This window comes from Brevundimonas sp. Root1423 (assembly GCF_001426805.1).
On record NZ_LMFL01000045.1, the window covers coordinates 547,784 to 572,279 of the forward strand.

Annotated in this window: 22 protein-coding genes and 2 pseudogenes; 9 read left to right on the top strand and 15 right to left on the bottom strand. The window is 68.0% G+C overall.

The window, feature by feature from the left end; all coding sequences use genetic code 11:
• The first annotated feature begins 152 nt into the window (after positions 1-152).
• From ASD25_RS24165 to ASD25_RS24170, 3 genes and pseudogenes are all read left to right on the top strand, one after another.
• Complete coding sequence (locus ASD25_RS24165; RefSeq protein ID WP_056621239.1) at positions 153-611, top strand: hypothetical protein; 459 nt, start codon at positions 153-155, stop codon at positions 609-611.
• A gap of 69 nt (positions 612-680) precedes the next feature.
• A pseudogene (locus ASD25_RS32410) lies at positions 681-1,357 on the top strand (glycoside hydrolase family 92 protein); the annotation flags it as partial.
• 40 nt (positions 1,358-1,397) lie between these two features.
• Positions 1,398-3,128 carry a GH92 family glycosyl hydrolase gene (locus ASD25_RS24170; RefSeq protein WP_235562881.1) on the top strand — a complete coding sequence of 577 codons (1,731 nt, stop codon included), beginning with the start codon at positions 1,398-1,400 and terminating at the stop codon, positions 3,126-3,128.
• Positions 3,129-3,132: 4 nt separating this feature from the next.
• Here the strand turns inward: ASD25_RS24170 and ASD25_RS24175 are convergent.
• From ASD25_RS24175 to ASD25_RS24240, 14 genes and pseudogenes are all read right to left on the bottom strand, one after another.
• Positions 3,133-4,456: pseudogene (locus ASD25_RS24175) on the bottom strand (glycoside hydrolase family 47 protein).
• Between the two features lie 175 nt (positions 4,457-4,631).
• Positions 4,632-5,408, bottom strand: a complete 777-nt coding sequence (locus tag ASD25_RS24180; RefSeq protein WP_235562864.1) for a peptidase — start codon at positions 5,406-5,408, stop codon at positions 4,632-4,634.
• A gap of 69 nt (positions 5,409-5,477) precedes the next feature.
• Positions 5,478-6,305, bottom strand: coding sequence for a transglutaminase family protein (locus tag ASD25_RS24185; RefSeq protein ID WP_056621242.1), 828 nt, complete (start codon positions 6,303-6,305; stop codon positions 5,478-5,480).
• Between the two features lie 2 nt (positions 6,306-6,307).
• A complete protein-coding gene (locus ASD25_RS24190) occupies positions 6,308-7,240 on the bottom strand; it encodes an alpha-E domain-containing protein (RefSeq protein ID WP_056621244.1) in 933 nt (310 codons plus the stop codon).
• Complete coding sequence (locus ASD25_RS24195; protein ID WP_056621246.1) at positions 7,240-8,652, bottom strand: circularly permuted type 2 ATP-grasp protein; 1,413 nt, start codon at positions 8,650-8,652, stop codon at positions 7,240-7,242. The genes ASD25_RS24190 and ASD25_RS24195 overlap by 1 nt, the downstream gene beginning before the upstream one ends.
• A gap of 91 nt (positions 8,653-8,743) precedes the next feature.
• On the bottom strand, positions 8,744-11,191 hold the full coding sequence (locus ASD25_RS24200; RefSeq protein WP_056621248.1) for a prolyl oligopeptidase family serine peptidase: 2,448 nt from the start codon (positions 11,189-11,191) through the stop codon (positions 8,744-8,746).
• A 67-nt stretch (positions 11,192-11,258) separates the two neighbouring features.
• Complete coding sequence (locus ASD25_RS31390) at positions 11,259-12,065, bottom strand: hypothetical protein (RefSeq protein ID WP_082572603.1); 807 nt, start codon at positions 12,063-12,065, stop codon at positions 11,259-11,261.
• Positions 12,062-13,387 carry a tyrosinase family protein gene (locus tag ASD25_RS30765; protein WP_056621253.1) on the bottom strand — a complete coding sequence of 442 codons (1,326 nt, stop codon included), beginning with the start codon at positions 13,385-13,387 and terminating at the stop codon, positions 12,062-12,064. The genes ASD25_RS31390 and ASD25_RS30765 overlap by 4 nt, the downstream gene beginning before the upstream one ends.
• Before the next feature lie 43 nt (positions 13,388-13,430).
• Positions 13,431-13,946, bottom strand: a complete 516-nt coding sequence (locus ASD25_RS24215; protein ID WP_056621255.1) for a hypothetical protein — start codon at positions 13,944-13,946, stop codon at positions 13,431-13,433.
• Positions 13,947-13,972: 26 nt separating this feature from the next.
• Complete coding sequence (locus ASD25_RS24220; protein WP_235562865.1) at positions 13,973-14,911, bottom strand: MBOAT family protein; 939 nt, start codon at positions 14,909-14,911, stop codon at positions 13,973-13,975.
• On the bottom strand, positions 14,902-16,170 hold the full coding sequence (locus ASD25_RS32415; RefSeq protein WP_235562866.1) for a GDSL-type esterase/lipase family protein: 1,269 nt from the start codon (positions 16,168-16,170) through the stop codon (positions 14,902-14,904). The genes ASD25_RS24220 and ASD25_RS32415 overlap by 10 nt, the downstream gene beginning before the upstream one ends.
• Positions 16,171-16,172: 2 nt before the next feature.
• Positions 16,173-17,072 carry a DUF459 domain-containing protein gene (locus ASD25_RS24230; protein WP_056621259.1) on the bottom strand — a complete coding sequence of 300 codons (900 nt, stop codon included), beginning with the start codon at positions 17,070-17,072 and terminating at the stop codon, positions 16,173-16,175.
• A gap of 92 nt (positions 17,073-17,164) precedes the next feature.
• The gene (locus ASD25_RS24235) at positions 17,165-17,578 is read right to left on the bottom strand and encodes a DUF2177 family protein (RefSeq protein ID WP_056621261.1); all 414 of its coding nucleotides are present in this window, start codon (positions 17,576-17,578) and stop codon (positions 17,165-17,167) included.
• A gap of 13 nt (positions 17,579-17,591) precedes the next feature.
• Positions 17,592-18,629, bottom strand: a complete 1,038-nt coding sequence (locus ASD25_RS24240) for a cyclopropane-fatty-acyl-phospholipid synthase family protein (RefSeq protein ID WP_056621263.1) — start codon at positions 18,627-18,629, stop codon at positions 17,592-17,594.
• 117 nt (positions 18,630-18,746) lie between these two features.
• Between ASD25_RS24240 and ASD25_RS24245 the strand changes: the two genes are divergently transcribed.
• From ASD25_RS24245 to ASD25_RS24270, 6 genes are all read left to right on the top strand, one after another.
• Positions 18,747-20,117 carry an NAD(P)/FAD-dependent oxidoreductase gene (locus ASD25_RS24245; protein ID WP_056621265.1) on the top strand — a complete coding sequence of 457 codons (1,371 nt, stop codon included), beginning with the start codon at positions 18,747-18,749 and terminating at the stop codon, positions 20,115-20,117.
• Between the two features lie 51 nt (positions 20,118-20,168).
• Positions 20,169-20,516: a GIY-YIG nuclease family protein gene (locus ASD25_RS24250; protein ID WP_235562867.1), complete on the top strand. Its 348-nt coding sequence runs from the start codon at positions 20,169-20,171 to the stop codon at positions 20,514-20,516.
• A 136-nt stretch (positions 20,517-20,652) separates the two neighbouring features.
• On the top strand, positions 20,653-21,441 hold the full coding sequence (locus tag ASD25_RS24255; protein WP_056621424.1) for a DUF1365 domain-containing protein: 789 nt from the start codon (positions 20,653-20,655) through the stop codon (positions 21,439-21,441).
• A 171-nt stretch (positions 21,442-21,612) separates the two neighbouring features.
• Complete coding sequence (locus tag ASD25_RS24260; RefSeq protein WP_056621268.1) at positions 21,613-22,317, top strand: CoA transferase subunit A; 705 nt, start codon at positions 21,613-21,615, stop codon at positions 22,315-22,317.
• Entirely contained in the window at positions 22,317-22,544 is a 228-nt protein-coding gene (locus tag ASD25_RS24265) for a hypothetical protein (RefSeq protein ID WP_056621269.1), read from the top strand. Before ASD25_RS24260 ends, ASD25_RS24265 begins: the two co-directional genes overlap by 1 nt.
• Positions 22,544-23,173 carry a 3-oxoacid CoA-transferase subunit B gene (locus ASD25_RS24270; protein WP_056621270.1) on the top strand — a complete coding sequence of 210 codons (630 nt, stop codon included), beginning with the start codon at positions 22,544-22,546 and terminating at the stop codon, positions 23,171-23,173. Before ASD25_RS24265 ends, ASD25_RS24270 begins: the two co-directional genes overlap by 1 nt.
• Here ASD25_RS24270 and ASD25_RS24275 read toward each other — a convergent pair whose 3' ends face one another.
• Entirely contained in the window at positions 23,174-24,346 is a 1,173-nt protein-coding gene (locus ASD25_RS24275) for a DUF418 domain-containing protein (protein ID WP_162252102.1), read from the bottom strand.
• Positions 24,347-24,496 lie beyond the last annotated feature (150 nt).

Genomic DNA, 24,496 nt, shown 5'->3' on the forward strand with positions numbered 1-24,496 from the left:
TGATTATTCCCCGCATCGTCCCCTCCCGTGCGGACACCGACGTTTAAGGACTCATCCCTAGGGTCGAGCGTCGGAACGGTGCTGTGCGTCGGAGACGCCGCGGAAGGGACGCAGTGGGCGAGGTTTTCGGTCGGAATGGCTCTGCGCGGCGTGTGACGAGGCCGGGCGCCCGTCTGCGCCTGCTGACGTCCGATGCCCGAGGCAATGTCGCCGTTCGCCTCGCATTGATCATCCCCGGCCTGATCCTGCTGGGCGCAGGGGTCCTCGACCTGTTCGCCGTTCACAACGCCCATAACCACCTGCAGAGGATCGCCGAGGCTGGCGCGCTGGCGGCCGCGCCCGGTCTGGCGACCGACGCAGACGCAGCCCGGACGAGGGCCGCCACGTCCGTCGCCGACGCCATGCGCGACTGGCCGAACGCGCCGACCCTGGAAGACGCCTACGAAATCGTCCGTCATGGCGGCGAACCGGCCATCCGCATCCGGCTCAGGGGACATCGCCCCTCCCTCCTCGGAAACATGCTGCCGCCGGGTGGCTGGACTTTTTCAGGCGAAGCGACCGCCACCTCGCAGGGCCTCGTCCCCACCGACCAAAACCAGGCGCCGGGCTGACACCCCTTCGTCCTTCCCTCCCCCGCCCATCCTGAATAGGCTCCCTCCTTCTTCGCGGAGGGGCGTTTCATGCGACGGATCGGACAGGGGACGATTGTGGCGGCAGTGCTGGCCATCGGGCTGGCGGGATGCGCCACCGCGCAGGAGGCGCCGCCTCCGCTCCCCACGCCGTTCGAAGCCGTCGACCCCTTCATCGGCACCTCCGGCAAGGGGCACACCTTCCCCGGCGCCGTCGCCCCGTTCGGCATGGTCCAGCTGAGCCCGGACACCGACTTCCGCCCCTTCCGCCAGTCCTACGACTGGGCCTCGGGCTACCGCTACGACGATCCGACCATCATGGGCTTCTCCCACACCCATTTCTCGGGCACCGGCCACTCCGATCTCGGCGATGTGCTGATCACCCCGATCTCGGGTGAGGTCCGCTGGGATCCCGGCGCGGCCGACCAGCCCGGCTCGGGCTACCGCTCGCGCTACAGCAAGGCGTCGGAAACCGCCGAGCCCGGCTATTACGCCGTCAGCCTGACCGACTCGGCCGTACGCGCCGAACTGACCGCCGGCGTCCGCGTCGGCCTGCACCGCTACAGCTTCCCGCGCGGCGCCCCGGCGCGCGTCCTGCTCGACTTCCGCAACTCCATCTACGACTACCCGGGCAAGGTGCTGTGGTCGCGCATCCGCCTGCATCCCGACGGCACCGTCACCGGCTTCCGCGAGACGCGCGGCTGGGCCCCCGCCCGCCAGCTTTATTTNCGACATGCAGGGCCGCGACACCGGCGCTACCCGGGCAAGGTGCTGTGGTCGCGCATCCGCCTGCATCCCGACGGCACCGTCACCGGCTTCCGCGAGACGCGCGGCTGGGCCCCCGCCCGCCAGCTTTATTTCGCCATGCGCTTCTCGCGCCCCATGGTCGACCATGAACTGAAGGACCGCGACGAGGCCATCCCCTACAACGGCTTCCGCCAGCCGGGCCGCACCCCCGCCGACCGCGACCAGGTCCAGGGCCGCCAGCTGGAGGCCGCCTTCGACTTCGGCGAGATCGCCGGGCCGCTGCTGGTCAAGGTCGCCGTCTCGTCCGTCGACGAGGACGGGGCCATCCGCAATCTGGAGTCAGAGGGCGGCGATTTCGACTTCGACGGCCTCCGCGCCGCCACCCGCGCCCGATGGGAAGAGGCGCTGAACGTCGTCCAGATCGAGGCCACGCCCGAGATGCGGACAACCCTCTACACCGCCCTGTACCACGCCCTGATCGCCCCCTCGGTCCACGGCGACGCCGACGGCCGCTGGCGCGGGCCGGACCAGCAGGTCCACCAGTCGGACTTCACGGTGCACTCGACCTTCAGCCTGTGGGACACCTTCCGCGCCGAGCATCCGCTGCTGACCCTGGTCGCGCCGCCGAAACGCAACGCCGACATCGTCAACTCGCTGATCGCCGCCCAGCAGGTCAGCCCCTACGGCATCCTGCCCGTCTGGTCGTTCCACGGTCAGGAGACGTGGACCATGATCGGCTATCACGCCGTCCCGGTCATCGCGGATGCGTACCTCAAGGGCGTCCCCGGCATCGACGGCGCCGCGGCCCTGAACGCCATGACGGCCAGCGCCACCTACCGACCCTATGGCGGGCTGGGCGACTATATGGACCTCGGCTACGTCCCCATCGACCGCGAGCCCGAGGCCGCGTGGACCATCGCCCGCATGGCCGAGCGCCTCGGTCGTCGCGACGTGGCGGCGCAGTTCGACCGCCGCGCCGGCAACTGGCGCAACACCTTCGACCGCGACACCGGCTTCGTCCGCGCCCGTCTTGCCGACGGCTCGTATCGCACGCCGTTCGACCCGACCGCCATCAACTACGGATCGGACTACACCGAGGGCAACGCCTGGCAGTATTCGTGGTTCGCGCCGCAGGATCTGGGCGGTCTGGTCAATCTGATGGGCGGCGACGCGGCCACGGTGGCCAAGCTGGACGCCATGTTCGACTTCGACAACACGGGCCTCGACTATTCCCACGCCGAGGACATCGCCGGCCTGATCGGCCAGTACATCCACGGCAACGAGCCCAGCCACCACACCGGCTACATGTACGTCTACGCCGGCGCCCCGTGGAGGACGCAGGCCCGGCTGACGCAGATCGTGACCAGCCAGTACCACGCCCGCCCGGACGGCCTCGCCGGCAACGACGACGTCGGCCAGATGTCGGCCTGGCTGATGTTCACGGCCATGGGCTTCTATCCGGTCACGCCGGGCTCGAACCAGTACGTCATCGGACGGCCGTTTACCGACCGGACGGTGCTGAACCTGCCGGGCGACAAGCGGTTCGCCATCGTCACGGACGGGCTGGCGGACGACCACCCTTACATCCAGGCGGTCATGTTGAACGGCGTACCGCTGGAGCGCACCTGGATCGGGCACGAGGAGATCATGGCAGGCGGGGAGCTGCGGTTCCTCATGGGGCGGGAGCCAAACATGACCTGGGGCGTGGGCGCAGAGGCGCGGCCGTATTCGATGACGGCGTACGCTCCCTGAAGGGTCAGGGGCGCACAAACCCCCTGAGCACATTCGCCTCCGTGCTCAGCACCAGCCGGCTCAGGTCCACCCGCTTCGGCTCGGCGAACATCAGGAAGTAGTATTTCATCTGTGTAGCCGTACGCCGCCTTCGACGTCTCCTTCATCGCCCGGTAGTGCACCGCCGTCAGCGACCGGTATCGCTCGTCCCGGTCGCCCAGCCACAGGTTCAGGCAGGCGTCGGCGAACTCGGGCCGCAGGCCGGTGCGCTTTCCGCGCGCGGTGCCCGTTGTCACCTCGATCGATTCCGGGATGATCATGTAGCGCGCCTGCATCCCGGTATAGCTGGCGAGGAAGTCGTCACCCTCGGCCTTGCGGCCCACCTGACCCAGCAGCCCGGCCAGATAGCCGCCCAGCACCGTCTGCGATGTGCCCGTCACCTCGGCGGTCTCGTAATCCACCATCGGGAACCACAGCCGGCCCTCGTAGCGGCGGCCCTGATGGGCGATCATCGCGCCGGTGCATTCCTCGGCCCAGCGCTTCATGTCGGCGTCGCCGAACATCTCCCAGCTGTCCCAGAGGTATTCGTAGAAGCTGTCGGCATAGACGTCGATCGAGGCATTCCGGCTGGTGAACTGACCTGTCTCGGCGTGGATATTGGCCGCCATCAACCCCTTGTCTGACCGCATGTCGAGCGCGTGCTTCATCGCCCGCTTGGCCGCCGCATAGTATTTCGGTTCGCCCGTCAGCTGGCCCAGCAGGCCGAACTCGGTCGCATAGGTACCGATCTCGGCGAGGTTGGTCATGGGGTCGCGCACCGCCCCCGTCTTCAGGTTCACATAGCGGTACGGCAGGCCGTGCGGCGAGGCGTCAAAGGCCTTCATCAGCCGGTCGGCCAGATCCTTCGCCTTGTCCAGCAGCAACGGATCGCCGCTGGCCAGATGCGCCGACAGCAGGCCGCCGACCAGCCGGATGTTCGTCTCGAACACCTGGGCGAAGCCGTCGATGTCGAAGTCCAGCCTGGTCTTCACCCAGTCGACCCCGGCCTGGAATTCCTCGTCCAGTTCCATGATCCACAGCGTGTCCAGCGCCTCGACCAGCGACAGGCCCAGGTCATGGCCCTCGATGAAGAACGACTGGCTGGTCCCGCTGACCGGATTGATCTCGTCCTTTCCCCAAGCCCGGGCGACATAGTGGTCCCACGCCCATTTGAACTCGGACTTCACGTCGGCGCCCAGGGCGGCCCAGTCCTCCGTCTGCGCCAGCGCGGGCAGGCCGGTCAGTCCGGCGACGGCGGTTCCGCCCATCAGGGACAGGGCGTGGCGGCGGTTCAGGTTCGACAGGGTCATGGGCTGACCCTACCCCGGACGACAGATCACACAACTCCGCTCATCCCGGCGAAAGCCGGGCCCCGGTGCTTTGGGTGTTGCAGCGGAACGGGAGACCCCCACTCGCGCGTCCCGAAACGCCATCGTCAAGCTGGACAGGACTGGGTCCCGGCTTTCGCCGGGATCAGCGGAGAGATCAGCTCGAACTGACCGCCAGCCTCGGCCCGTTCATCCATGGCGGCTCTGGCATCGACCGACGCGCGGTCGTCTGGGCCCGCGTCCAGCGGTCGTGCAGGTCCGAGAAATACGGATCATCACCCTCGATCCGCCGCTGCTCGCCGCTGAGGAAATCCCGCCGCAGTGTGATCAGATCGAACGGCGCCCCGACGCCGACATTCGATCGCATGGTGGTCGAGAACGAGATCAGACCCAGCTTGACCGCCTCGGGAAGCGGACTGTCAAAGGCCAGACCGCTCTCCAGAATGGGCTTGCCGTATTTGGCCTCGCCGATCTGGAGGTAGGGCGTGTCGCGCCCGCATTCGATGAAATTGCCCTGGCTGTAGATCAGGAACAGCGCCATCTCGCCGCCCTTGATCTGGCCGCCCAGCAACATGGAGGCCGAGGTATTCAGGCTGTCGGCCTGCAGCGCCGGGGCGATCGACAGCCGTACGCTGCGCAGGGCGTGGCCGAGGATCTGCGCGCAGCGGAACATGGACGGCGCCGTCTCCAGCGTCTCGGCCGGATCGCCCACATTCAGGTGGACGCCCTCCTTCGCCATGGCGAGCGCGGTCTGGGTCACGGACAGGTTGCCGGCGGTGCACACGGCCAGAACCCGGTCTCCGGGACGGTCGACGACGTGCAGCTTGCGATAGGTCGAGATGCTGTCGACGCCCGCATTCGTGCGGGTGTCGGCGATCATCGCCAGACCCTCCTCGACCAGCATTCCCACGCAATAGGTCATGCGGCGCGCCATTCCCGAACGGCAATCATGACGATGACGGTATCAGATTCGCGCAACCGCGGCGCCCGCATCCGCGCGTCCCTACGCCTGCTGCTGGCTCTGTTGCATGTCCGCATCACGCACGTTCAGCCGCACGGCCAGCCGCTCGCCGCCGCCGCCGTAGCTGGTCCCGCGCACGGGCGCCGCGCCCAGATAGTCCAGCCCCGTCGCGACCCGCACATAACGCTCTGTCGCACAGATGCCGTTGGCGGCGTCGAAGCCGACCCAGCCCAGATCCTCGATCCAGGCCTCGGCCCAGGCGTGGCCTGCCTCCTGATCGTCCATGCCGTCCCGGCGCAGCAGATGGCCCGATACATACCGCGCCGGCACCCCCATCTGGCGGCAGCAGGCGATGAAGACGTGGGCGTGGTCCTGACAGACGCCCCGGCCCAGGGCCAGAACCTCGGCCGCCGTATGCGTCGGCGTGGTCACCCCGACCTCGAACGCCACCGAGCCATGGATGCCCGCCATCAGACGGTGCAGCCGCTCCAGCGGCGGATGGGCCGAGAACTCCGAGGCGAAGACCGAGATCAGCTTGTTCCGCCGGGTCAGCGCTGTGTCCCGCAGGAAGACCAGCGGGGACAGCGTCTCCTGATCGCGCGGCACCACCCCGGCGGTCTCGCTGGTCACCACCTCGCCCGACACCCGCACCGTCAGACTCTGGGTCGGCTGTTCGGTGTACAGGGTGTGGACGATGTTGCCGAAGGCGTCCTCGGACTTGCGCAGCCGGGCGTCGACGTCGGTCTCGACCCGCCAGTGCCGCACCTGCTGGGCCTCCGACGACCGGGGGGACAGCCGCAGCGTCTGGATGATGAACCGCGCCGCCCGGTCGTAGGCGTAGGTGGTCGCGTGATCGATACGAATGCGCACGGCTAACTCAGATACTGTTCGTGGATCGCCTGTCCCAGACGGCCGTTCTCGCCGAGGAAGGCCTGGATATATTCGTGCAGCCCCGACTGGAAGATGTCGTCCATCCGCGAGTTGTCGAAGGCCCGCATCCGGTCGGCCGCCAGCCGCTGCGCCGGTCCGCGCCGGCCATAGTCATTGGCCAGCCGCTCCAGATAGCGCACGATCGACGCCTGACAGCTGGCCAGCGACCGCGGCATCTGCCGGTTCAGCACCAGCAGATCGGCCACCAGCCACGGCTTGACGCTATCGCGGTACACCCACCGGTATGCCGTCAGCGCCGACACCTCGCGAAGCAGGGTGGTCCACTGGAAATAGTCCAGCTGCCCGCCGACCCGCTCGCCCTCGGGCAGCAGCAGGTGGTATTTCACATCCAGCAGCCGCGCCGTGTTGTCGGCCCGCTCGATCGCCGCGCCGAGGCGCAGGAAATAGTAGCCGTCGTTCCTCAGCATGGTCCGGCTGGTCGCGCCCTCGACCGACAGGGTCATGCTCTTCACCCACTCGAGGAAGCGGGCGAAGTCGTCGCGGCGGGTCGGCTGGCCCTGCTCCTCCAGCCCATTCCAGGCGCCGTTGATCGCTTCCCACAGCTCGACCGTCAGGGCCGTGCGCACGGACCGCGCATTGGTCCGCGCCCGGGTGATGCAGGCGGTGATCGACGAGGAATTGTCGGGCGCGAAGGCCAGATATTCCCGCACCGACTTCTCGGTCGGCGACCGGCCCAGCGCCTTGGGCGCGCCGGCCGAGGCCAGCGCGCTGGCCCACACGGTCTCTGCGTCCCCGTCGCCGCGCGTCGGAATGGCGGCCAGCCTCAGCGTGGCCTCCAGAATGCGCGCGAGAAAATCCGCCCGCTCGATATAGCGGCCGGTCCAGTACAGGCTGTCTGCGGTTCTCGAGAGCATCAGACGTCCAGCACCCAGGTGTCCTTGGTTCCGCCGCCCTGGCTGGAGTTCACCACCAGCGAGCCCGGCTTCAGCGCCACCCGCGTCAGCCCGCCCGGCGCCACCTTCACCCCCTGCGGCGACGACAGCACGAACGGCCGCAGGTCTACGTGCCGCCCGTGCAGCTCGCCCTTGTCCAGCGTCGGTGCGGTCGACAGCGCCAGCGTCGGCTGGGCGATGAAATCGTCGGGGTCGTTGACGAGCTTCTTGCGGAAGGCCTCCAGCTCGGTCTTCGACGCCGCCGGTCCCACCAGCATGCCGTAGCCGCCCGATCCGCCGACCTCCTTGACCACCAGCTGATCCAGTTTCGACAACACCTCCTTCAGCGCCTCCGGCTCGCGGCAGCGCCAGGTCGGCACATTCTTCAGGATCGGCTCCTCGCCGGTGAAGAAGCGGATGATCTCGGGGATGTAGGTGTAGACCGCCTTGTCGTCGGCGACGCCCGTGCCGACGGCGTTGGCCAGGGTCACCGTCCCCTCCTGATAGGCGGTCATCAGTCCGGGCACGCCCAGCGCCGAATCCGGCCGGAAGGTCAGGGGATCGAGGAAGTCGTCGTCAATGCGGCGGTAGACGACGTCGACCTGCTGCCGGCCCTGCGTCGTGCGCATGAAGACCTTGCCGTCGTCGACGAACAGATCGCGGCCCTCGACCAGATCCACGCCCAGCTTGTCGGCCAGGAAGCTGTGCTCATAGTAGGCCGAGTTGAACGGTCCGGGCGTCAGCACCACGATCGTCGGATCGCTGCCCGCCGCCTCGGGCGCGCAGGCTCGCAAGGACGCCAGCAGCATGTCCGTATAGGTCTCGACCGGCCGCACCGGATAGTCGGCGAACAGGTCGGGGAAGAGCCGCATCATCATCTCGCGGTTCTCCAGCATGTAGGAGACCCCCGACGGCGTGCGGCAGTTGTCCTCCAGCACGTAGAAGCCGTCCTCGCCCGTCCGCACCAGATCGACGCCGGCTATGTGCACCCACACCCCGCGCGGCGGCCGGCGGCCCTGCATCTCCGGCACGTACTGGGGATTGGTCAGCACCAGCTCCGGCGGCAGGATGCCCGCCTTCAGACACTCCTGCGGCCCGTAGACGTCGGACAGGAACATGTTCATCGCCGTCACGCGCTGGACCAGACCGGCCTCCAGCCCGGCCCATTCCGACGCGCCGATGATGCGCGGCACCACGTCGAACGGGATCAGCCGCTCGCTGGATTCCGCATCGCCATAGACGGCGAAGGTGATGCCCATCCGGCGGAAGAACAGCTCCGCCTGACGCGACCGCGCCTGCAACAGCCCGTCGGGCGCATCCGCCAGCCAGCGGGCGAGCCCGCGATAGCTGTCGCGGACACTTCCGCCGTCACCTGACATCTCGTCGAAGGCCATGCCGCTCCCGTTAGGCTGAAGATTCAGCGTGGCCCCACAAGCGTCGCTGAAGCAACAGGAATGTTGCGGCGCGCCAAGCGTTCCGTCGCCTTCAGGGGGCGGCGGACCGCGGCGGCGCGTTCTTCACATACTGGTCCAGCCAGCGGGTCATCTCCCACAGGGTATGGCCCACGGACTCCCGCGCGCGATAGCCGTGCGCCTCCAGCGGCAGGACGACATAACGCACCGTCGCCCCCTGCCCCTTCAGAGCCGCATAGAACCGCTCGGACTGGATCGGGAAGGTGCCCGAGTTGTCGTCCGCTTCGCCGTGGATCAGCAGGATCGGCTCGTTGACCTTGTTGGCGTAGGTGAAGGGCGACATCTCCGTATAGGTGTCGCCGGCCTCCCAGTAGGTGCGCTGCTCGGCTTGGAAGCCGAACGGCGTCAGGGTCCGGTTATAGGCGCCCGACCGCGCTATGCCGGTCCGGAACAGATCGGTGTGGGCCAGCAGGTTGGCGGTCATGAAGGCGCCGTAGCTGTGCCCGCCGACCGCGATCCGGTCGCGGTCCGCCACGCCCATGCCGACCACCGCCTCGACCGCCGCCTCGGCGCTGGCCTTCAGCTGCTGGATATAGGTGTCGTTCGGCTCGGCCCCGTTGACGCCGACGATCGGCATCGAGGGATCGTCCAGCACGGCGTATCCCTGTGTCAGCAGGAACAGATGGCTGATCCCGCCGGGCCGGGTGAAGCGGTTGGCCGTATCGACCACCTGACCGGCGACGGCGGCGTCGGTGAACTCGGCCGGATAGGCCCACATCACCAGCGGCAACGGACCGTCGCGGTCCTTGTCGTAGCCGGCGGGCAGGTACAGCGTCCCGGACAGGGCCACGCCGTCGGCGCGCGTATAGCTGATCGTCTGCTTGCTGACCCCGGCCAGTTGCGGCGCCGGATCGGGGAAGCTGGTCAGTGCGTTGGGTTGTCCGGCGGTCAGGTCGCGGACAAACAGGTTGGGCGGATCGTTGCGGGTCTCGCGCCGCGTCACCACCCGGCGGCCTTCTTCGTCGAGGAAGCCGACGACGGTCTCATAGTCGCCGCTGGCCGAGGTCCACAGCCGCTCGGACTGGCCATCGGCCAGGTTCATGGCGGCCAGGAACGGATATTCCCCCTCCCGCGTCGCGCCCGGCCCGGTCATCAGCACGCGGCCGTCCCGCGCGAAACGGATGACGGGGAAGCCCTTGTCGTTGGGCTCGGTCACCGGGAAGCCGGGGTCGTTGTACCGGTCCTGATAGTTGCGCTCCAGCAGGACGCGGCCCGATCCGGGGTTGGACGGATCGACGACATACCGGGTCTCGTGCCGGTTGTTGAACCAGCGGCTGTAGACGAGGGCGGTGTCCGCATCGCCCCAGGCCACCCCGGCGTAGCGCTCCTTCAGGTCGACCAGCGGAACCGGCCCGCCGCTGAACGGCGCGGCTAGGGTGAAGACGCGGTCGCGCACCTCGGCGGCCGTGCGCGGATCGCCGCCATCCTGGGCCTCGGTCCAGACGAGGGTCGCAGGGGCATCGGCGCGCCATTGCACCGAGCGCGGGCCGGGCGCCACGGCGTCGAACGGCGTCGGGATGTTGTCCCGCAGCGGCAGGTCGGCCACGCGGTGAACCACGCGACCGTTCAGGTCCGTGACGACCACGTCCGCGGGGAACAGGTTGGCGGGCACCACATAGCTGTAGGGCCGCTTGACCTTCGTCTGCAGCACATGGCGGCCGTCGGGCGACACGCTGGCGCCCAGATACACCGCCGGCTCGCCCAGCGTCCGGGCCGCACCGTTCAGAGGAACCAGCGTTAGCTGCGAGGTGAAATAGTGGTCGAACAGGGCCTCGTCGCCCGGATCGGTCAGCAGATCCTGATAGGTCCGCGCGGGAGCGGCCCGGCCCATGCTCTCGGCCACGGTCGGGCCGGCGGGCGGGCGCGTCACGTCGGGCGCAGCGCCGCGGCCCTCGGGCGTCATCCGCACCAGCAGGCCCGAGCTGTCCGGCAGCCAGTCGAAGGCGCCGCCGCCCGCGGCGTTGACCCGCGCGTCCGTCAGCTTGCGCGCACGGGCGCTGGCGACATCGACGGTCCACAGCTCCAGCCCGGTCGGCGCATCCATCAGCAAGGCGATGGACCGGCCGTTCGGCGACCAGCTCGGCGACAGGAAGCGGGCGCCGGCCGGAAGTTCGACGACGCGCGTGGCGCCGCCCGCGACCGGTTGAAGGCTCAATCCCGTCAGCCAGGTCACCCGGCTGTTGGCCAGGCCGTTGTTGCGCGGATTGATCCGGTAGCCCCCCAGCCGCAGCATCGGCTCGGCCAGCTCGGCGATCGGCGGCAGATTGGCCCGGTCGAACAGGGCCAGCGTCGTGTCGTCAGGCGACAGGCTCGGCGTCGGCGTGGGTTTGGTGTCGAGGATCTCCGCGATCGGCGACGGCGGCTGCTGATAGGTCAGGCCGTCCTGCGCCAGTGCGGGGCCCGCCACGGCGGCCAGCAGAACGAAGGCGGGCAGGGCCCGGGCCAGCAGATGACGACGCATAGTCTATTCCCTGAAACGACCGCCCCCTCCCGGGACGCGGCACGCTAGGGGTCGAAGCGAACAGGGGTCAAGGCCAGCGTCGCATCGTCGCCCCGACCATCGCATAGCAGCTGGCCCGGCTCGGCCGGTCTCCGTATGGCCCGCCATAGGCGGCGCTGATCGAGCAGATGTCGGCGGGGCTGAGCTGCCCTTTCCAACGGTCGGCGTTGCAGTAGTTCATGATCGACGCTGCATCGTAATACGGCTCGTCCTCGGCCTCGGCCTCTGGAGTGCGCTGGCGGGCGAGGCAGGCGGGCGCGCGCGGGCTGACGTGGTCGTGAGAAAAGCCGAGGGCGTGGCCGAGTTCGTGCACGGCGTCGGCGTAGAAGCAGCCCTCGCGCCCGACCGTCCCGCGTCGCCCGCAGATACGATTCGTGACCAGATAGTCGGCGTTCAGCGTGATCTCCCCGCCGCGCACCAGATTGACGCCCAGATGGCTGGATGAGGCGAACAGCTCCGGGTCGTGCTCGATCCGCACGGGAATGCGGCGCGGTCCTGACCCCGGCGGCGGGCAGGCGGCGAGGATGTCGAACTCCACCCGCGCCACGGCCTCCCACGCGTTCGCGGCGTCCATCACCTTCTCCCGCGCCCAGGCGTCGGCTTCGGCCGGAGCCTCGAAACACATCGGAACCCGCCCCCCGGGCCACAGGTCCGCTTCCGCCGGCGGCGGCGCCGCGGGCGGAGGGGGCGGTGGTGGCGGCGGCGGCGGCGGGGGCGGAGGCGGGGGCGGCGCCATCACCGGCGGCGGAAACCGGTCCTGAAACACAGAACAGGCGGCCATCGGAAGGCAAAGCGCCGTCAGCGCCAGCACCAGTACGATCCGGAAACGGTTCATGCCCAGCGGCTTTCGGTCAACGTCAGCGACAGGTCCAGCGCCACGGTCCGCGCCGGCGGACGACCCGCCCCGGGCGCCAGATCCTCGGCCTCGACGGTGACGGTCACGGGGGCGTCGCCCTCTCCGATCAGGTTCAGCACCTCCTCGCCGAAGCGGAAGGGCAGGATGTAGTCGCCCGCATGATGCGTATGCTCGCCCTCCCTCAGGTGCAGGAAGGTCGGCGACGAACCCAGTGATATCCGCCGCCCCGCGCACTGCATGCGGATCTCGATCGACCGGTCCAGCAGCCCCTCGTTCGCGGCGAACGCCACAGAGCCGGACCCTGCGATCATCAGCGTGTCGTCCGCCGCCCGCATACGCGCCACGGCCTCGGCCGGCAGGGTCACCGACAGGCCGCCCTGCCCCTCCGTACCCTCGGCGCGCATCGGATAGACCACGCTGCCCAGCGGCACGCGCCGCGTCGCTCCGGGCGGCCCCATCTCCGGCACGTTGAAGACCGGGAACGGATAGAGGTTGTCATAGCCATAGCCGAGCGGTCGGGTCTCAAGCACGCTGGCCACCCGCCATTCGCCCGTGTCCTCCCCCTGCCCCCCGACGAAGCCGTTCAGCGTCCGTGCGGTCCAGTCGGCGGGATAGACGCTCGCCGCCTGCCCCGCGTGCCATGTCGCCCAGACGCGGTCGACGTTGCAGTGGTGCAGCCAGAAGATCGGATCGCTGGCCGCCGTGGTCAGCCGCTTCATCAGCCCGCCGACCAGTTCGTGGATGTAGTTGTGGCCATAGCCCTCGACCATGCCGGCGCCTGTCGGCAGCTTGCCGGCGAAGGTCTCGAACCCGTCCGAGGTCAGCCGCGACATATAGGGCGACCGCGCCCAGCGGGCGGCGTTGAAATCCAGCGTGTCTACGCCCCGCGCCCGCTGCCGCTCGTACAACAGGGCGTCCTCGTCGGTGATCCACGGCGGCAGGGTCCGGTGCTCCTGCGCGTCCCAATAGGGCATGGCGAATGATGCGTGCCCCGTCAGCCCGGCGATGATCCGCTCCAGATGCAGCAGCTGCAGCCGGTGCCAGGGCAGGAACAGGCCGTTGTTGTGCTGGCCGTTGCGCGAATGGATCGTGTTCTGGCGGGCCCAGGACCGGTCGTCCCGCCGCCGCTTCATCAGCGCCAGACCTTCGCCGAAAGCCACGACATCATCGCTGGTCGCCGACAGGGTCCCCGCGCCGCGGCGTATCCGCTGCGTCTGCGCCCATGCCGACCCGGCCCCCGAAATCGAGCCGAGACCCAGCAGGGCGGCGCCGGTCAGCGCCTGGCGTCTGTCGATTTTCACCCATGCCCCCGCACGTCTTCCCGACGGCGAAGGTTCACCAATCTCAGGCCGGTGTCGACCCCGTGTCGTGCGCCGGCGCCTGGCCGATGAACCTCGCCCGCCGCGCATCGCTCCACATATCGCGCAGGCCCTGACGCGGCATGTCGACGCCGAACACGGCCAGCTGCGCGACCCAGACCTGTGACAGCTGCTCGACAGTTCCCTGCACCCAGCCCGGCGCCTGCTGCCGCGACCAGTTCAGCGGCGACACCGCGTTGAACACCATCAGGAAGGCCACGACGGTCAGAACGGCCCGGCTGGTCCAGCGTCGGTCCCGCGCGGCTACCCCCTCATCGTCCAGCGGGGGCGCGGGCGGAAAGGCGAACCGGCCCAGCGCCGTCAGCGCATTCTCCCGCGTCGGCAGGTCGTGGGCGTCGGCGGTCTCGATCCAGTCGCTGGGCGGATCGGGCGGGACAGGCAGACTCTCGGCCAGCGGCGGGAAGGGCGAATCCCCCTGCCGCTTCGGAAAGGGCTGAAGCGGGAACTTGCCGCCGAACTCTTCCTTGTCGTCGTATCTCATGATCCAGGTCCCTGCATCACAACGCCTCAGAACTGGAAATAGATGAAGGGGGCGACGCCTTCGGGCCGCACCGCCTCGATCAGCAGGAAGGCCGCCCCGACCAGCAGGCCGAGCGTGATCGACGGCGCCGTCTTCAGCCGCTCGGCCAGCCCCTCGACCGCGCGCGGCGGCAACCAGTGCATGGCCAGCCCGCCCACGATCAGCGTCAGCAACAGCGGCGTCAGCACCGTCACCGGCCCGATCCGCCCCAGCCCCTGCAGCATGGCCATGGCCAGCTCGAAATTCTCGGCCCGGAACAGGATCCAGCCCAGGCAAACGATGTGGAAGGTCACCAGCACCCCGACCACCGTCGGAATGACCTTGCGGTCCCCGAACGCCGCCCGTCCCAGCCGCTCGATCACCTGCACCCCGCCATGCAGCGCGCCCCAGGCCAGGAAGGTCCATGCCGCCCCGTGCCACAACCCGCCCAGCACCATGGTGATGAACACATTGATGCAGCTCGAGATCAGCCCCTTACGCCCGCCCCCCAGCGGCACATAGAGATAGTCCCTTAGCCAGCTGGACAGGCTGATATGCCACCGCCGCCAGAAGCTCTGCATCGAACTGGCCCGGTACGGCTGGTCGAAATTGCGGGGGAAGGAATAGCCAAGCAGGGCCGCGATCCCGATCGCCATGTCCGAATAGGCCGAGAAGTCGCAATAGATCTGGACCGCGTATCCATAGACCGCCGCCGCGATGTCGATCCCGCCGTAGGCCGACGGATCGAAGAACACCGGATCGACCAGATTCACCGAAATCTCGGACGCGATCACCGTCTTCTTGAACAGGCCCCAGACGATCAGCAGCAGGCCATGCGTCGCCATCTCCCGCGTCAGCCGCGGCGTCCGGTCGAACTGCGGCAGCAGGTCCGACGCCCGCACGATCGGCCCCGCCACCAGATGCGGGAAGAAGCTCATCAGCAGCATGACGTCCAGCGCGATGCACGTCCACGACGTACGAAATGCCCTGGAAGGTGAAGAACGAAATCCCCACCGGCAGCACGATCTGCAGCAGCGGCAGGTCCCGCTCCCAGCCGAACCGGGTCAGCAGGTCCCCCGCCTGTTCGACAAAGAAGCCGTAGTATTTGAAGAAGCCGAGGATCAGCAGATTGACCGCGACCCCCAGGCCGACCAGCCACGCCTTCCTCGCCCCCGGCTGCCGCGCGATCAGCGCTCCGACGCCCCAGTTCAGCACGGCCGATGCGATCAGCAGCCCGACGAACCGCCAGTCCCACTGGGCATAGAAGAACCAGCTGGCCAGCAGCAGGAACAGCTTCCGCCGCCCGTTCTCGCGATCCAGCGACCAGGCGGTGAAATAGACGAACAGGAAGAAGACGCCGAAGGCCCGCTTCCCGCCCGGCCTTCCAGGCGGCGTAGGCCGCCATCAGGTCGTCGCACAGCACGCCGCCGATCCAGTCAGCGCCGGCCGAGGTGAAATGCACCCGGTCGCCGCGCATGACGGGGTCTTCCCGCAACGCCAGCCGATCCGCCGAACAGTCGCCGCCCATCCGCCCGTGCCAGTCCCAGAACGCCACACCCATGTCGGCGGCGACCCGGCGTTGCACGTCCCGCACCACGGCCAGAGACGGCGGCGGCGCCCGCAGTCCGTCCGCGCTGCAGCCGCCCGCCACGCCGCTGCGCTGGGCGTCGGGCGCGCCGAGGATCAGCAGCGACCGCCCCGCCCCGCGCAGTCGCTCGACCTGCGCCCGCAGCAGGGTTTCATAGGCGGCGGCGTCCAGTCCGTCCTCGAACCCCTCGTTGACGCCGAACGCCAGTATGACGAGATCGGCCTCTGTCAGCCCCGGCGCGCCCGGCCAGTTTGCAAAGGCCTCCAGCGTGGCGCCGACGACCCCGACTTCCGTCAGCGCGACACCCCGCCCCTCCTCTGCGCCGACATAGCCGAACCTTCCCTGAAGGCCCGCGCGAACCCGTCCGGTGACCCGTCCGCCGGCTGTATGGCTGTCCCCGAACTGGACGACGCGCACGGGCCGGACGCGCTGCCCCGACTCGGTATCGGACAGGGAGCCGAAGAACGCCGCCAGCGCGTCAGACTGACACAGTCCGCCGGCGCAGACGGACACGCCGGGGGCCAGCCGCTGAAGCGACAGATACGGAATCTCCTGGGCTTCGACCCCGGTCGAAACCGCCCACAGTCCGGCCGCGATGATCGCCCCCCGGCGCTTCATTCTCAGCGGGCGGAGGCCGGCGCCGCGACCGCTGACACCGCCGGGGACCGGTCCAGCCCGGCGTCACGCTTCAGCCGCGCCGCCACAGGCGCGCTCATGCGCAGATAGCCGGCCATGGACATGTGGATTCCATCATTCGCCCGCATCAGGGTGCGGCGTCCGGTCTCCGTCGGCAGATAGGCCTCGTACCCGCCCTCGCCGTTCGAGGTCAGGGCCGTGGTCTCGATGTACGGCACGCCCAGCGCCGTCATCCGCGCCTCGACCACATCGTTGATCAGGCTCATTTTCGCATCGAACGTCGCCCGCTTCATGCGCGGCAGGCCGACCCAGTAGACGGCCACATCGCGGCTGCGCAGCAGGGCCACCAGATCGTCGACCCGCTTCGCATAGGCGGTCTTCCAGCCGTCCGAGCCGAACGGATGGATCTGCCCGTCCATCTCGATTCCCTGGGCGTCATTGGTGCCGAACAGCATGACGGCCACGTCCACCGGCTGCGCGTCCAGCTGACCGCGGGTCTTCGCCTGGATGTCCACGTAGTCGTACCGGCTGAGCCCCGTCGAAACCTGCGAGAACTTGCTCACCGTCACGTTCGGTGTCTGCTGCAGGTCGCGATACAGGCCCGCGTACAGACCGTCGGCCATCGAATCCCCGAACACGCCGATGCGCAGCGGTCCCGTCGTGATCCGTGCACCCAGCGGCGTCACCGCGGGCAGGACGGGCGCAGACACGGGGACAGCGGCCGGGGCTGCGGGCCCGGGCGCCGGCGGCGCGGAAGCCGCGGCCTTGTCGCCCAGCATGATCGTCGGATGGCGCAGCCACGCCCGGCCGTCGGGCGTCAGCACCAGCCCGGCCAGCACGCCGACCACGAAGGTCGCCGTCAGAGCATTTATGCCAGCGCGCAAACCCGTCCCCCGACTGAACCCTGTTCTGCCGGGTCTTTTACCTTATCGGGACCGGACCGCCACCTCGCGCCCGTGTCACGGGAAGAAAAAGGTTAACCGAAGCGGCCTTCCGCCCACCGCGCGGCGAAATATCCACCCAGCGCCGACACCGTCGTCAGCGTCGTCCCCCAGCACAGATCGATGATCGTCAGCCGCGTCGACCAGACGTTCAGCGTCGCCTGATTGGTCAGGTCGTAGGTCGCATAGGCCACGAACCCCAGCACCGCCCCGTTCAGCGCCGCGCGTTGCCACGCGCCCTCGCGCAACGCCGGCTCCACGGCGAGGAAAACCGTCCCGGCGATCGAGACCAGATAGAAGACCACGGCGGCCCTCATATCCGGCTTCTCCGCCAGGATCGGGCCCAGCACCGGCTTGTACAGCCGGTTCGTCATGGTCGTCAGCCAGACCGCGTCTATGGCCGCGAACGTCAGGCCCGCACCCAGATAGGCGGCGACATATTTGATCATTGTTTCAGCCCCTTCAGACCGGCTTCAGCAGGTAATGGCTGACCGCCCATGTATTTCCGTCGTCGTTTCCGAACAGCCCCGCCGTCGCCAGATAGAACCGGCGCCAGCGCCGCCGCCACAGGACCGCGTCCGCGCCGTAGGTCTCCTGCATCAGCTCCATCACTCTGTCGCCGTTCGCGTCCATGTTCGCCAGCCAGTCGTCGGCAGTGCGCTGGTAGTTGACGCCGCTCCACGTCCATTCGCGCTCCACCGAGACCAGGTCGGGAAACTGCCGGATCAGGTCGTGGCTCGGCATGATGCCGCCGGTGAAGAAATGCTGGGCGATGAAGTCTCCATTGTCGGTGTGGTCGAACCGGTACGGCGCCGCGCGATGGGTGAAGACGTGGATGAACATCCGCCCGTCCGCCTTCAGCCAGTCACGCGCCTTCGTCAGCAGCTCGCGCCAGTTGGCCATATGCTCGAACATCTCGACCGAGACGATCCGGTCATAGCCTTCGCCCATCGGCGTGGGCGCCTGAAAGTCGTTCATGTCGGCGGTGATGACCTTCAGATTGGTCAGCCCCCGTGTCGCCGCCTGCGCCTCGATATGCGCCCTCTGCCCGCGGCTGTTCGAAACCGCGGTGATCGAGGCGCGCGGATACCGTTCGGCCATCCACAGGCTCAGGCTGCCCCAACCGCAGCCCAGTTCAAGGATGCGCTGTCCGTCAGCCAGTCCCGCATGCTCGCAGGTTTCCGCCAGCGCGGCCTCCTCGGCCTCGTCCAGCGTCGTACCGGCGGCGGGGTAGAGGCAGCACGAGTATTTCAGCCGCTTGCCGAGACACAGCTCGAAGAACTCTGCCGGCAGTTCGTAGTGCTGCTCATTGGCGGCCCCTGCGTGCTCGGCGATGGCGCGTTTCGTCATATCGCGGGCAAAGGCCGCGGAGTCGTACGGCCCCTCGCGGTCCAGCCGTTTGCGCGCCTCGCTGACCAGGCTGTCGATCGCCGGCCGCGCGACGACGTCCGGGAACGGCGCGTCCTGAAGCCGGCGGATGGCAGCGGTAATGAGGTTCATGCGGAAGTCCTGACAGGCTGACGAGCCCCTCAGCTACGTTCCACTGTCGCATCCGGATGTACGGCATCCGCCACACGTCCCGGCTCGTAGCTTCGGGCGCGTTTCCCCGGAGCCGGCATGTCCCCTCATCTCGTCGCAGCCTCGTCCCCGCCCGCCGGCAAGCGTATCGCCGTGGTCGGCTCAGGTATTTCGGGCCTGTCCTGCGCGTGGTTGCTGTCGCAGTCGCACGACGTGACCCTGTTCGAGGCCGACGACCGGCTGGGCGGCCACTCCCATACCGTCGACGCCCCGGCCCCCAGCGAGCCCGTCGCCGTCGACACGGGCTTCATCGTCTATAACGAGGCCAACTATCCCAATCTGACGGCCCTGTTCAAACATCTGGACGTGCCGACCAAGCCCGCCATGATGTCCTTCGCCGTCTCCATCGACGACGGCGCCTTCGAATACTGCAGCCAGGGCATCGGCGCCCTGTTCGCCCAGAAGCGGAACTACGCCAGCCCGAAATTCTGGCGCATGATCGGCGACCTGCTGCGCTTCCAGAAACAGGCTCCGCGCGATCTCCCCGACCTTGAGCGGTCCGGCGAGACGCTCGACGCCTACCTGACGCGCGGCGGCTACGGCCCCCTGTTCCGCGAGGCGCATCTGCTGCCGCAGGCCGCCGCCATCTGGTCGTGCACCATGGGGCAGATGGCGGACTATCCGGCCGCCTCCTTCGTGCGCTTCTATATGAACCACAATCTGCTCAAGGTGGATCTGCGCCCGACCTGGCGCACCGTGGACGGCGGCAGCCGGTCCTATGTCGCCCGGCTGACTCACGCGTTCAAAGGCCGGGTCGTCACCAACGCCGGCGTCACCGGCGTCCTGCGCGGCCTCGACGGCGCCGCCTTGCGTTTCGACGATGGACGGCTGGAACGGTTCGACGCCGTTGTTCTTGCGACCCACTCCGATCAGGCCCTCGCCCTGCTCGAAGCGCCTTCCGCCGAGGATCGCCGCCTCCTGGGCGCGATCGAATACCGGCCCAACAAGGTCATCCTGCACCGCGACACGTCCCTGATGCCCAAACGGCGCAAGGCCTGGGCCGCCTGGACCCATCTCGGCTACTCGGACCGCGCGGGCGAAGGCGGCGTCACCTACTGGATGAACGAGCTTCAGAGCCTGCCCGGGCCGCCCTTGTTCGTCAGCCTGAACCCCGCGAAGACGCCCGACGCCGCACTGGTCATCGGCGAATGGGACTATGAGCATCCCGTCTTCGACGCCGCCGCCGTCTCCGCCCAGTCCGAACTCTGGTCGCTTCAGGGTCGCCGGAACGTCTGGTTCGCGGGCGCCTGGTTCGGCTCCGGCTTCCACGAGGACGGCCTGCAGGCCGGTCTCGCCGTAGCCGAACAGCTGGGCGGCGTGCGCCGCCCTTGGTCGGTCGCCAACGAAAGCGGGCGCATCCATGTGCATGCGCCGGCCGGCGCGCCCGATCGCCTGACCGAGGCGGCGTGACGCATTTTCTTCCGTCACCCTCGGGCTTGTCCCGAGGGCCTATCGCGCCGCATGCTCCGGCGTATGGGGAGAGAGCGTCCGCTGATCGCCGTCTACATCATGACCAACGGGCCATACGGCACGTTGTATGTTGGCGTGACGAGCGACCTTTATCAGCGTGTTCACCAGCACCGGGCCGGAACGTTTCCCGGCTTTACCCGCGAGCACGGTCTCAAGCGATTGGTCTGGTTCGAAACCTTCGAGTTCATGACCAGCGCCATAAAACGCGAGAAGGCGATCAAACGGTACCTCCGCGACTGGAAGATCAACCTGATCGAACGCGACAATCCGCACTGGACGGATCTTTCGCTCGACTGGAACCGGCCTGCGGTCTGGAAACACGGCCCAACAGACGAATAAGATCCCGTCACCCTCGGGCTTGGCCCCACGGCCCATCGTTCCGCGTGATGGGCTCTTCTCTTGATGCGGTGCAATGTGTCCGCGGAACAGGCTTGAGGCTCCCATGGGCCCTCGGGACAAGCCCGAGGGTGACGGGATGATAGGAGATTCACTCCAAAGCGCCCTTTACGTCGGCGAGGTCGTGCACCAGCGCGTCCGCACCTTCCGCCACCGCCTGCGCTACCGCCTCTGGATGGTGCTTGCCGACCTTGACGAGCTGGACTGGCTGCAGGACCGCCTGCGCCTGCTCCGCCGCCGCGCCTTCGGCCTGATCACCCTCAGAGCCGCCGACCACGGCGACCGGTCCGGTCGCCCGCTGCGCGTCCAGATCGAGGGCCATCTGGCCGAGGCGGGCGTCGACATCGCCGGCGGCCCCATCCGCCTGCTCACCATGCCGCGTATCCTCGGCTACGGCTTCAACCCGATCAGCGTCTTCTTCTGCCACACGCCCGACGGCGCCCTCGCCGCCCTGCTTTACGAAGTAACCAACACCTTCCACGAACGGCACAGCTATCTTGTGGCGGTGCCCGGCGGCCAGACAGGGCCCTTGCGGCAGACCGTCGAAAAGCAACTCTTCGTCTCGCCCTTCATGGACCGCGACCTGACCTACGACTTCACCGTTCATCCCCCGGGCGAGGGGGTGTCCGTCGTGGTCGCAGTCCGCCGCGGCGACACCCCCATCCTGACGGCCAGTTTCGCCGGCCGTCGCCGCCCGTTGACCGACGGCCAGCTCCTGCGCGCCTTCGTCACCCATCCGCTCCTGACGTGGAAGGTCACCTGCGGCATCCACTGGGAAGCCTTCCTCGGCATCCTTAAGGGGGCCCGCTACCGCGAACGCGGCGCCCCGCCGCCCCGGCCCGTAACTGTCGGCCACGTCCGATTCTGACGCAGGCGCGTGCCATACCGCCTGATCGGACCGGACGGGCGGCCACGGGATGAGACTCATGAGACTCATGAGACTGTTTTTTTCCGCTCGCCTTGCCCGTCCGGCCGCCTCACGTTAGGGACGAACCAAGACCGTCGATATTCATCAGACGGTGAAAATAATGAGGAAGCGATGCGGAAAATCTTCCCCGACGCGAAGGCGGCGCTGGAGGGCCTGACCTTCGACGGCATGACTGTCATGTCCGGCGGCTTCGGCCTGTGCGGCATTCCCGAGCACCTGATCGCGGCCCTGCGCGACAGCGGCGCCAAGGGGCTGACGGTCATCTCCAACAACGCCGGCGTCGACGGCTTCGGCCTCGGCCAGCTGCTGGAAACCCGCCAGATTGCGAAAATGATCTCGTCCTACGTCGGCGAGAACAAGGAGTTCGAGCGCCAGTATCTGGCCGGCGAGCTCCAGCTCGAGTTCAACCCCCAGGGCACGCTCGCCGAACGTATCCGGGCCGGTGGTGCGGGCATCCCCGCCTTCTTCACCGCCACCGGCGTGGGCACCCTCGTCGCCGAGGGCAAAGAGGTCCGCAGCTTCGACGGCCGTGACTACGTCATGGAAACCGGCCTCATCGCCGACCTTGCCATCGTGAAGGCGTGGAAGGCCGACGGCCGCGGCAATCTTCAGTTCCGCAAGACCGCCCGCAACTTCAATCCGATGATGGCCACGGCCGGCAAGGTCACCGTCGTCGAGGTCGAGCACATTGTCCCGACCGGAACCTTCGACCCCGACCAGATCCACACCCCGGGCATCTACGTCGACCGCATCGTCCTGACCGTGCCCCAGAAACGCATCGAACAACGCACTGTGCGTCAAAGGGAAACGGCGTGATGAGCGACAATCCCAAACCCGCACCAAACCGGGATGATTTGCTGAAGAGCATCGACGGCAAGCTCACTTGGGGCGTGATTTTGCTCTTCATAATCATGCTGAACACCTGCTCGGTCAGTGATGACGTGCAGGACGCCATCCGCGACAGCCGGCGCGCGGACCGCGCCGCGCCAGAGGCCGTGACGCCCGCCCCCGTAACCGCGCCCCCCGCTGAGGAACCCGCCTGATGGCCCGCACCCGCGAACAACTGGCCGCCCGCGCCGCGAAAGAGCTGCAGGACGGCTTCTACGTCAACCTCGGCATCGGCATTCCGACCCTTGTGGCGGTCACCCTCCAGTCCGAGAACGGCATGCTGGGCATGGGCCCCTTCCCCTATGAGGACGAGGTCGACGCCGACCTGATCAACGCCGGCAAACAGACCATCACCGAGATCGCCGAAAGCAGCTATTTCAGCTCGGCCGACAGCTTCGCCATGATCCGCGGCGGCCACATCAACCTGTCCATCCTCGGCGCCATGGAAGTGGCCGAGAACGGCGACATCGCCAACTGGATGATCCCGGGCAAGCTGGTGAAGGGCATGGGCGGGGCCATGGATCTGGTCGCCGGCGTCAAGCGCGTGGTCGTTGTCATGGATCACGCCAACAAGCACGGCCAGTCCAAGGTCCTGAAGGCCTGCACCCTGCCCCTGACCGGCACGGGCGTGGTCAGCCGCATCATCACCGACCTGTGCGTCTTCGACGTCAAGCCGGACGGCGCGGGGCTCGAACTGATCGAACTGGCCGAGGGCGTCACCCTCGACGAGGTCGCCAGCAAGACCGAGGCAAGCTACACGATCAGCCCCTCACTCAAGGCCTGATCACGCCGTCGCCGGCGGGTTCTGCTTCACCAGCGGGACCCACTGGCCGTGGGTCATGCACCGCCACAACCATTCGAACGGCCCCATCTCGAACCGCGACAGCCAAAGCGGCGACCAGATGAGTTGCAGGACCCAGACGGCGAACACCATGCCCCAGAGCACCGGCCGGTCCACCTCGCCCATCAGCCCGCCCCGGCCGCCATAGAAGATGCTGGTCATGATCAGCGACTGGGTCAGGTAGTTGGTGAAGGCCATCCGCCCCGCCGCGGCCAGCGGACGCAGCCTCGCGCCCGCCTTCACGATCAGGATCAACACGCTCGCATAGGCCAGTGCGATCACCGGAGCCAACAGTTCCACGGCCGTGTCGCCGCCCAGGACCGGCGCGCCCTCGATGTACGTGCGCCACGAAAGCCACGCCCCTGCCGCCAAAGCCGGAACGCCCGCGAGGATCATCGCTCCGTAGCGCCATGTGGAGGACCTTCCCGCCAGGAAGCCTGACTTGAACAGCGACAGGCCGATCATCATCAGGGCCAGCGTCGGCGCGATGAGGAAGGGGTTGCCCGACAGCAGCCGCAGATACTCCCCGGTGTTGACGCGATAGGCCCCCGCCCAGGATGCCTTCGCCTCGGCGGTCTCGGTCTCCGCCATGGCGCGCAGGGCCTTGATCTGGCCTTCGGGCGGAACCAGCGAAGCGGTCGCCGCGGCGCGCGCCTCGGGCTCGGCGTTCGGCAGAATCGCGGGATCCAGCCCCTTCAGCGCGATGAAGGCGTACAGCGCGACCCCGATGACCAGCAGCGTCCTTGGTCCCAACGAGCGGAAGAACAGCATGATCAGGCCCGTCACGGCATAGAGGGACAGGATGTCGCCCCACCACACTCCGAAACCGTGCAGCAATCCCAAAGCCAGTAGCGCCGCCAGCCGGCGCCACAGCAGCCGGCTCCGCGCCTTGTCAGACCATTCCCCGCCCACGAGGAACAGCGACACGCCGAACAGCATGCCGAACAGGGTCAGGAATTTGTGGTGGAAGAAGGCGTCCATCACCCAGAACGAGATCGCCGTCGCGCCCTCGTTCGGGAACGGCCACGTCGCGGGATTGAGCGCCGCAAACATGGGAACCGCGAAGCCGTCGGCATTCACCGCGAGGATGCCGAGGATGGCTAACCCCCGGATCACGTCCAGCGTCTGAACACGCGTTTTTGGCGGAACAGATCTATCCTCGCCTGTCCCGACCGCCTCCGTCGCAGCACTCATCTCGCGCTCCTGACCATTGCACCCACATAGTTAGGTCGGGCTCCTCGGCACGCAGGCACTATGCGGCGTACT

Coding starts and splice junctions, on each gene's coding strand:
- ASD25_RS24180 (WP_235562864.1), bottom strand. CDS start 5,408: ATGGCGCGCCGCATGACCTATTGCGTGGGAATGCTGGTCGAGGAGGGT.
- ASD25_RS24190 (WP_056621244.1), bottom strand. CDS start 7,240: ATGCTCTCGAGAACCGCAGACAGCCTGTACTGGACCGGCCGCTATATC.
- ASD25_RS24195 (WP_056621246.1), bottom strand. CDS start 8,652: ATGGCCTTCGACGAGATGTCAGGTGACGGCGGAAGTGTCCGCGACAGC.
- ASD25_RS24200 (WP_056621248.1), bottom strand. CDS start 11,191: ATGCGTCGTCATCTGCTGGCCCGGGCCCTGCCCGCCTTCGTTCTGCTG.
- ASD25_RS31390 (WP_082572603.1), bottom strand. CDS start 12,065: ATGAACCGTTTCCGGATCGTACTGGTGCTGGCGCTGACGGCGCTTTGC.
- ASD25_RS24215 (WP_056621255.1), bottom strand. CDS start 13,946: ATGAGATACGACGACAAGGAAGAGTTCGGCGGCAAGTTCCCGCTTCAG.
- ASD25_RS24220 (WP_235562865.1), bottom strand. CDS start 14,911: ATGCTGCTGATGAGCTTCTTCCCGCATCTGGTGGCGGGGCCGATCGTG.
- ASD25_RS32415 (WP_235562866.1), bottom strand. CDS start 16,170: ATGAAGCGCCGGGGGGCGATCATCGCGGCCGGACTGTGGGCGGTTTCG.
- ASD25_RS24235 (WP_056621261.1), bottom strand. CDS start 17,578: ATGATCAAATATGTCGCCGCCTATCTGGGTGCGGGCCTGACGTTCGCG.
- ASD25_RS24240 (WP_056621263.1), bottom strand. CDS start 18,629: ATGAACCTCATTACCGCTGCCATCCGCCGGCTTCAGGACGCGCCGTTC.
- ASD25_RS24245 (WP_056621265.1), top strand. CDS start 18,747: ATGTCCCCTCATCTCGTCGCAGCCTCGTCCCCGCCCGCCGGCAAGCGT.
- ASD25_RS24250 (WP_235562867.1), top strand. CDS start 20,169: ATGCTCCGGCGTATGGGGAGAGAGCGTCCGCTGATCGCCGTCTACATC.
- ASD25_RS24255 (WP_056621424.1), top strand. CDS start 20,653: ATGATAGGAGATTCACTCCAAAGCGCCCTTTACGTCGGCGAGGTCGTG.
- ASD25_RS24260 (WP_056621268.1), top strand. CDS start 21,613: ATGCGGAAAATCTTCCCCGACGCGAAGGCGGCGCTGGAGGGCCTGACC.
- ASD25_RS24265 (WP_056621269.1), top strand. CDS start 22,317: ATGAGCGACAATCCCAAACCCGCACCAAACCGGGATGATTTGCTGAAG.
- ASD25_RS24270 (WP_056621270.1), top strand. CDS start 22,544: ATGGCCCGCACCCGCGAACAACTGGCCGCCCGCGCCGCGAAAGAGCTG.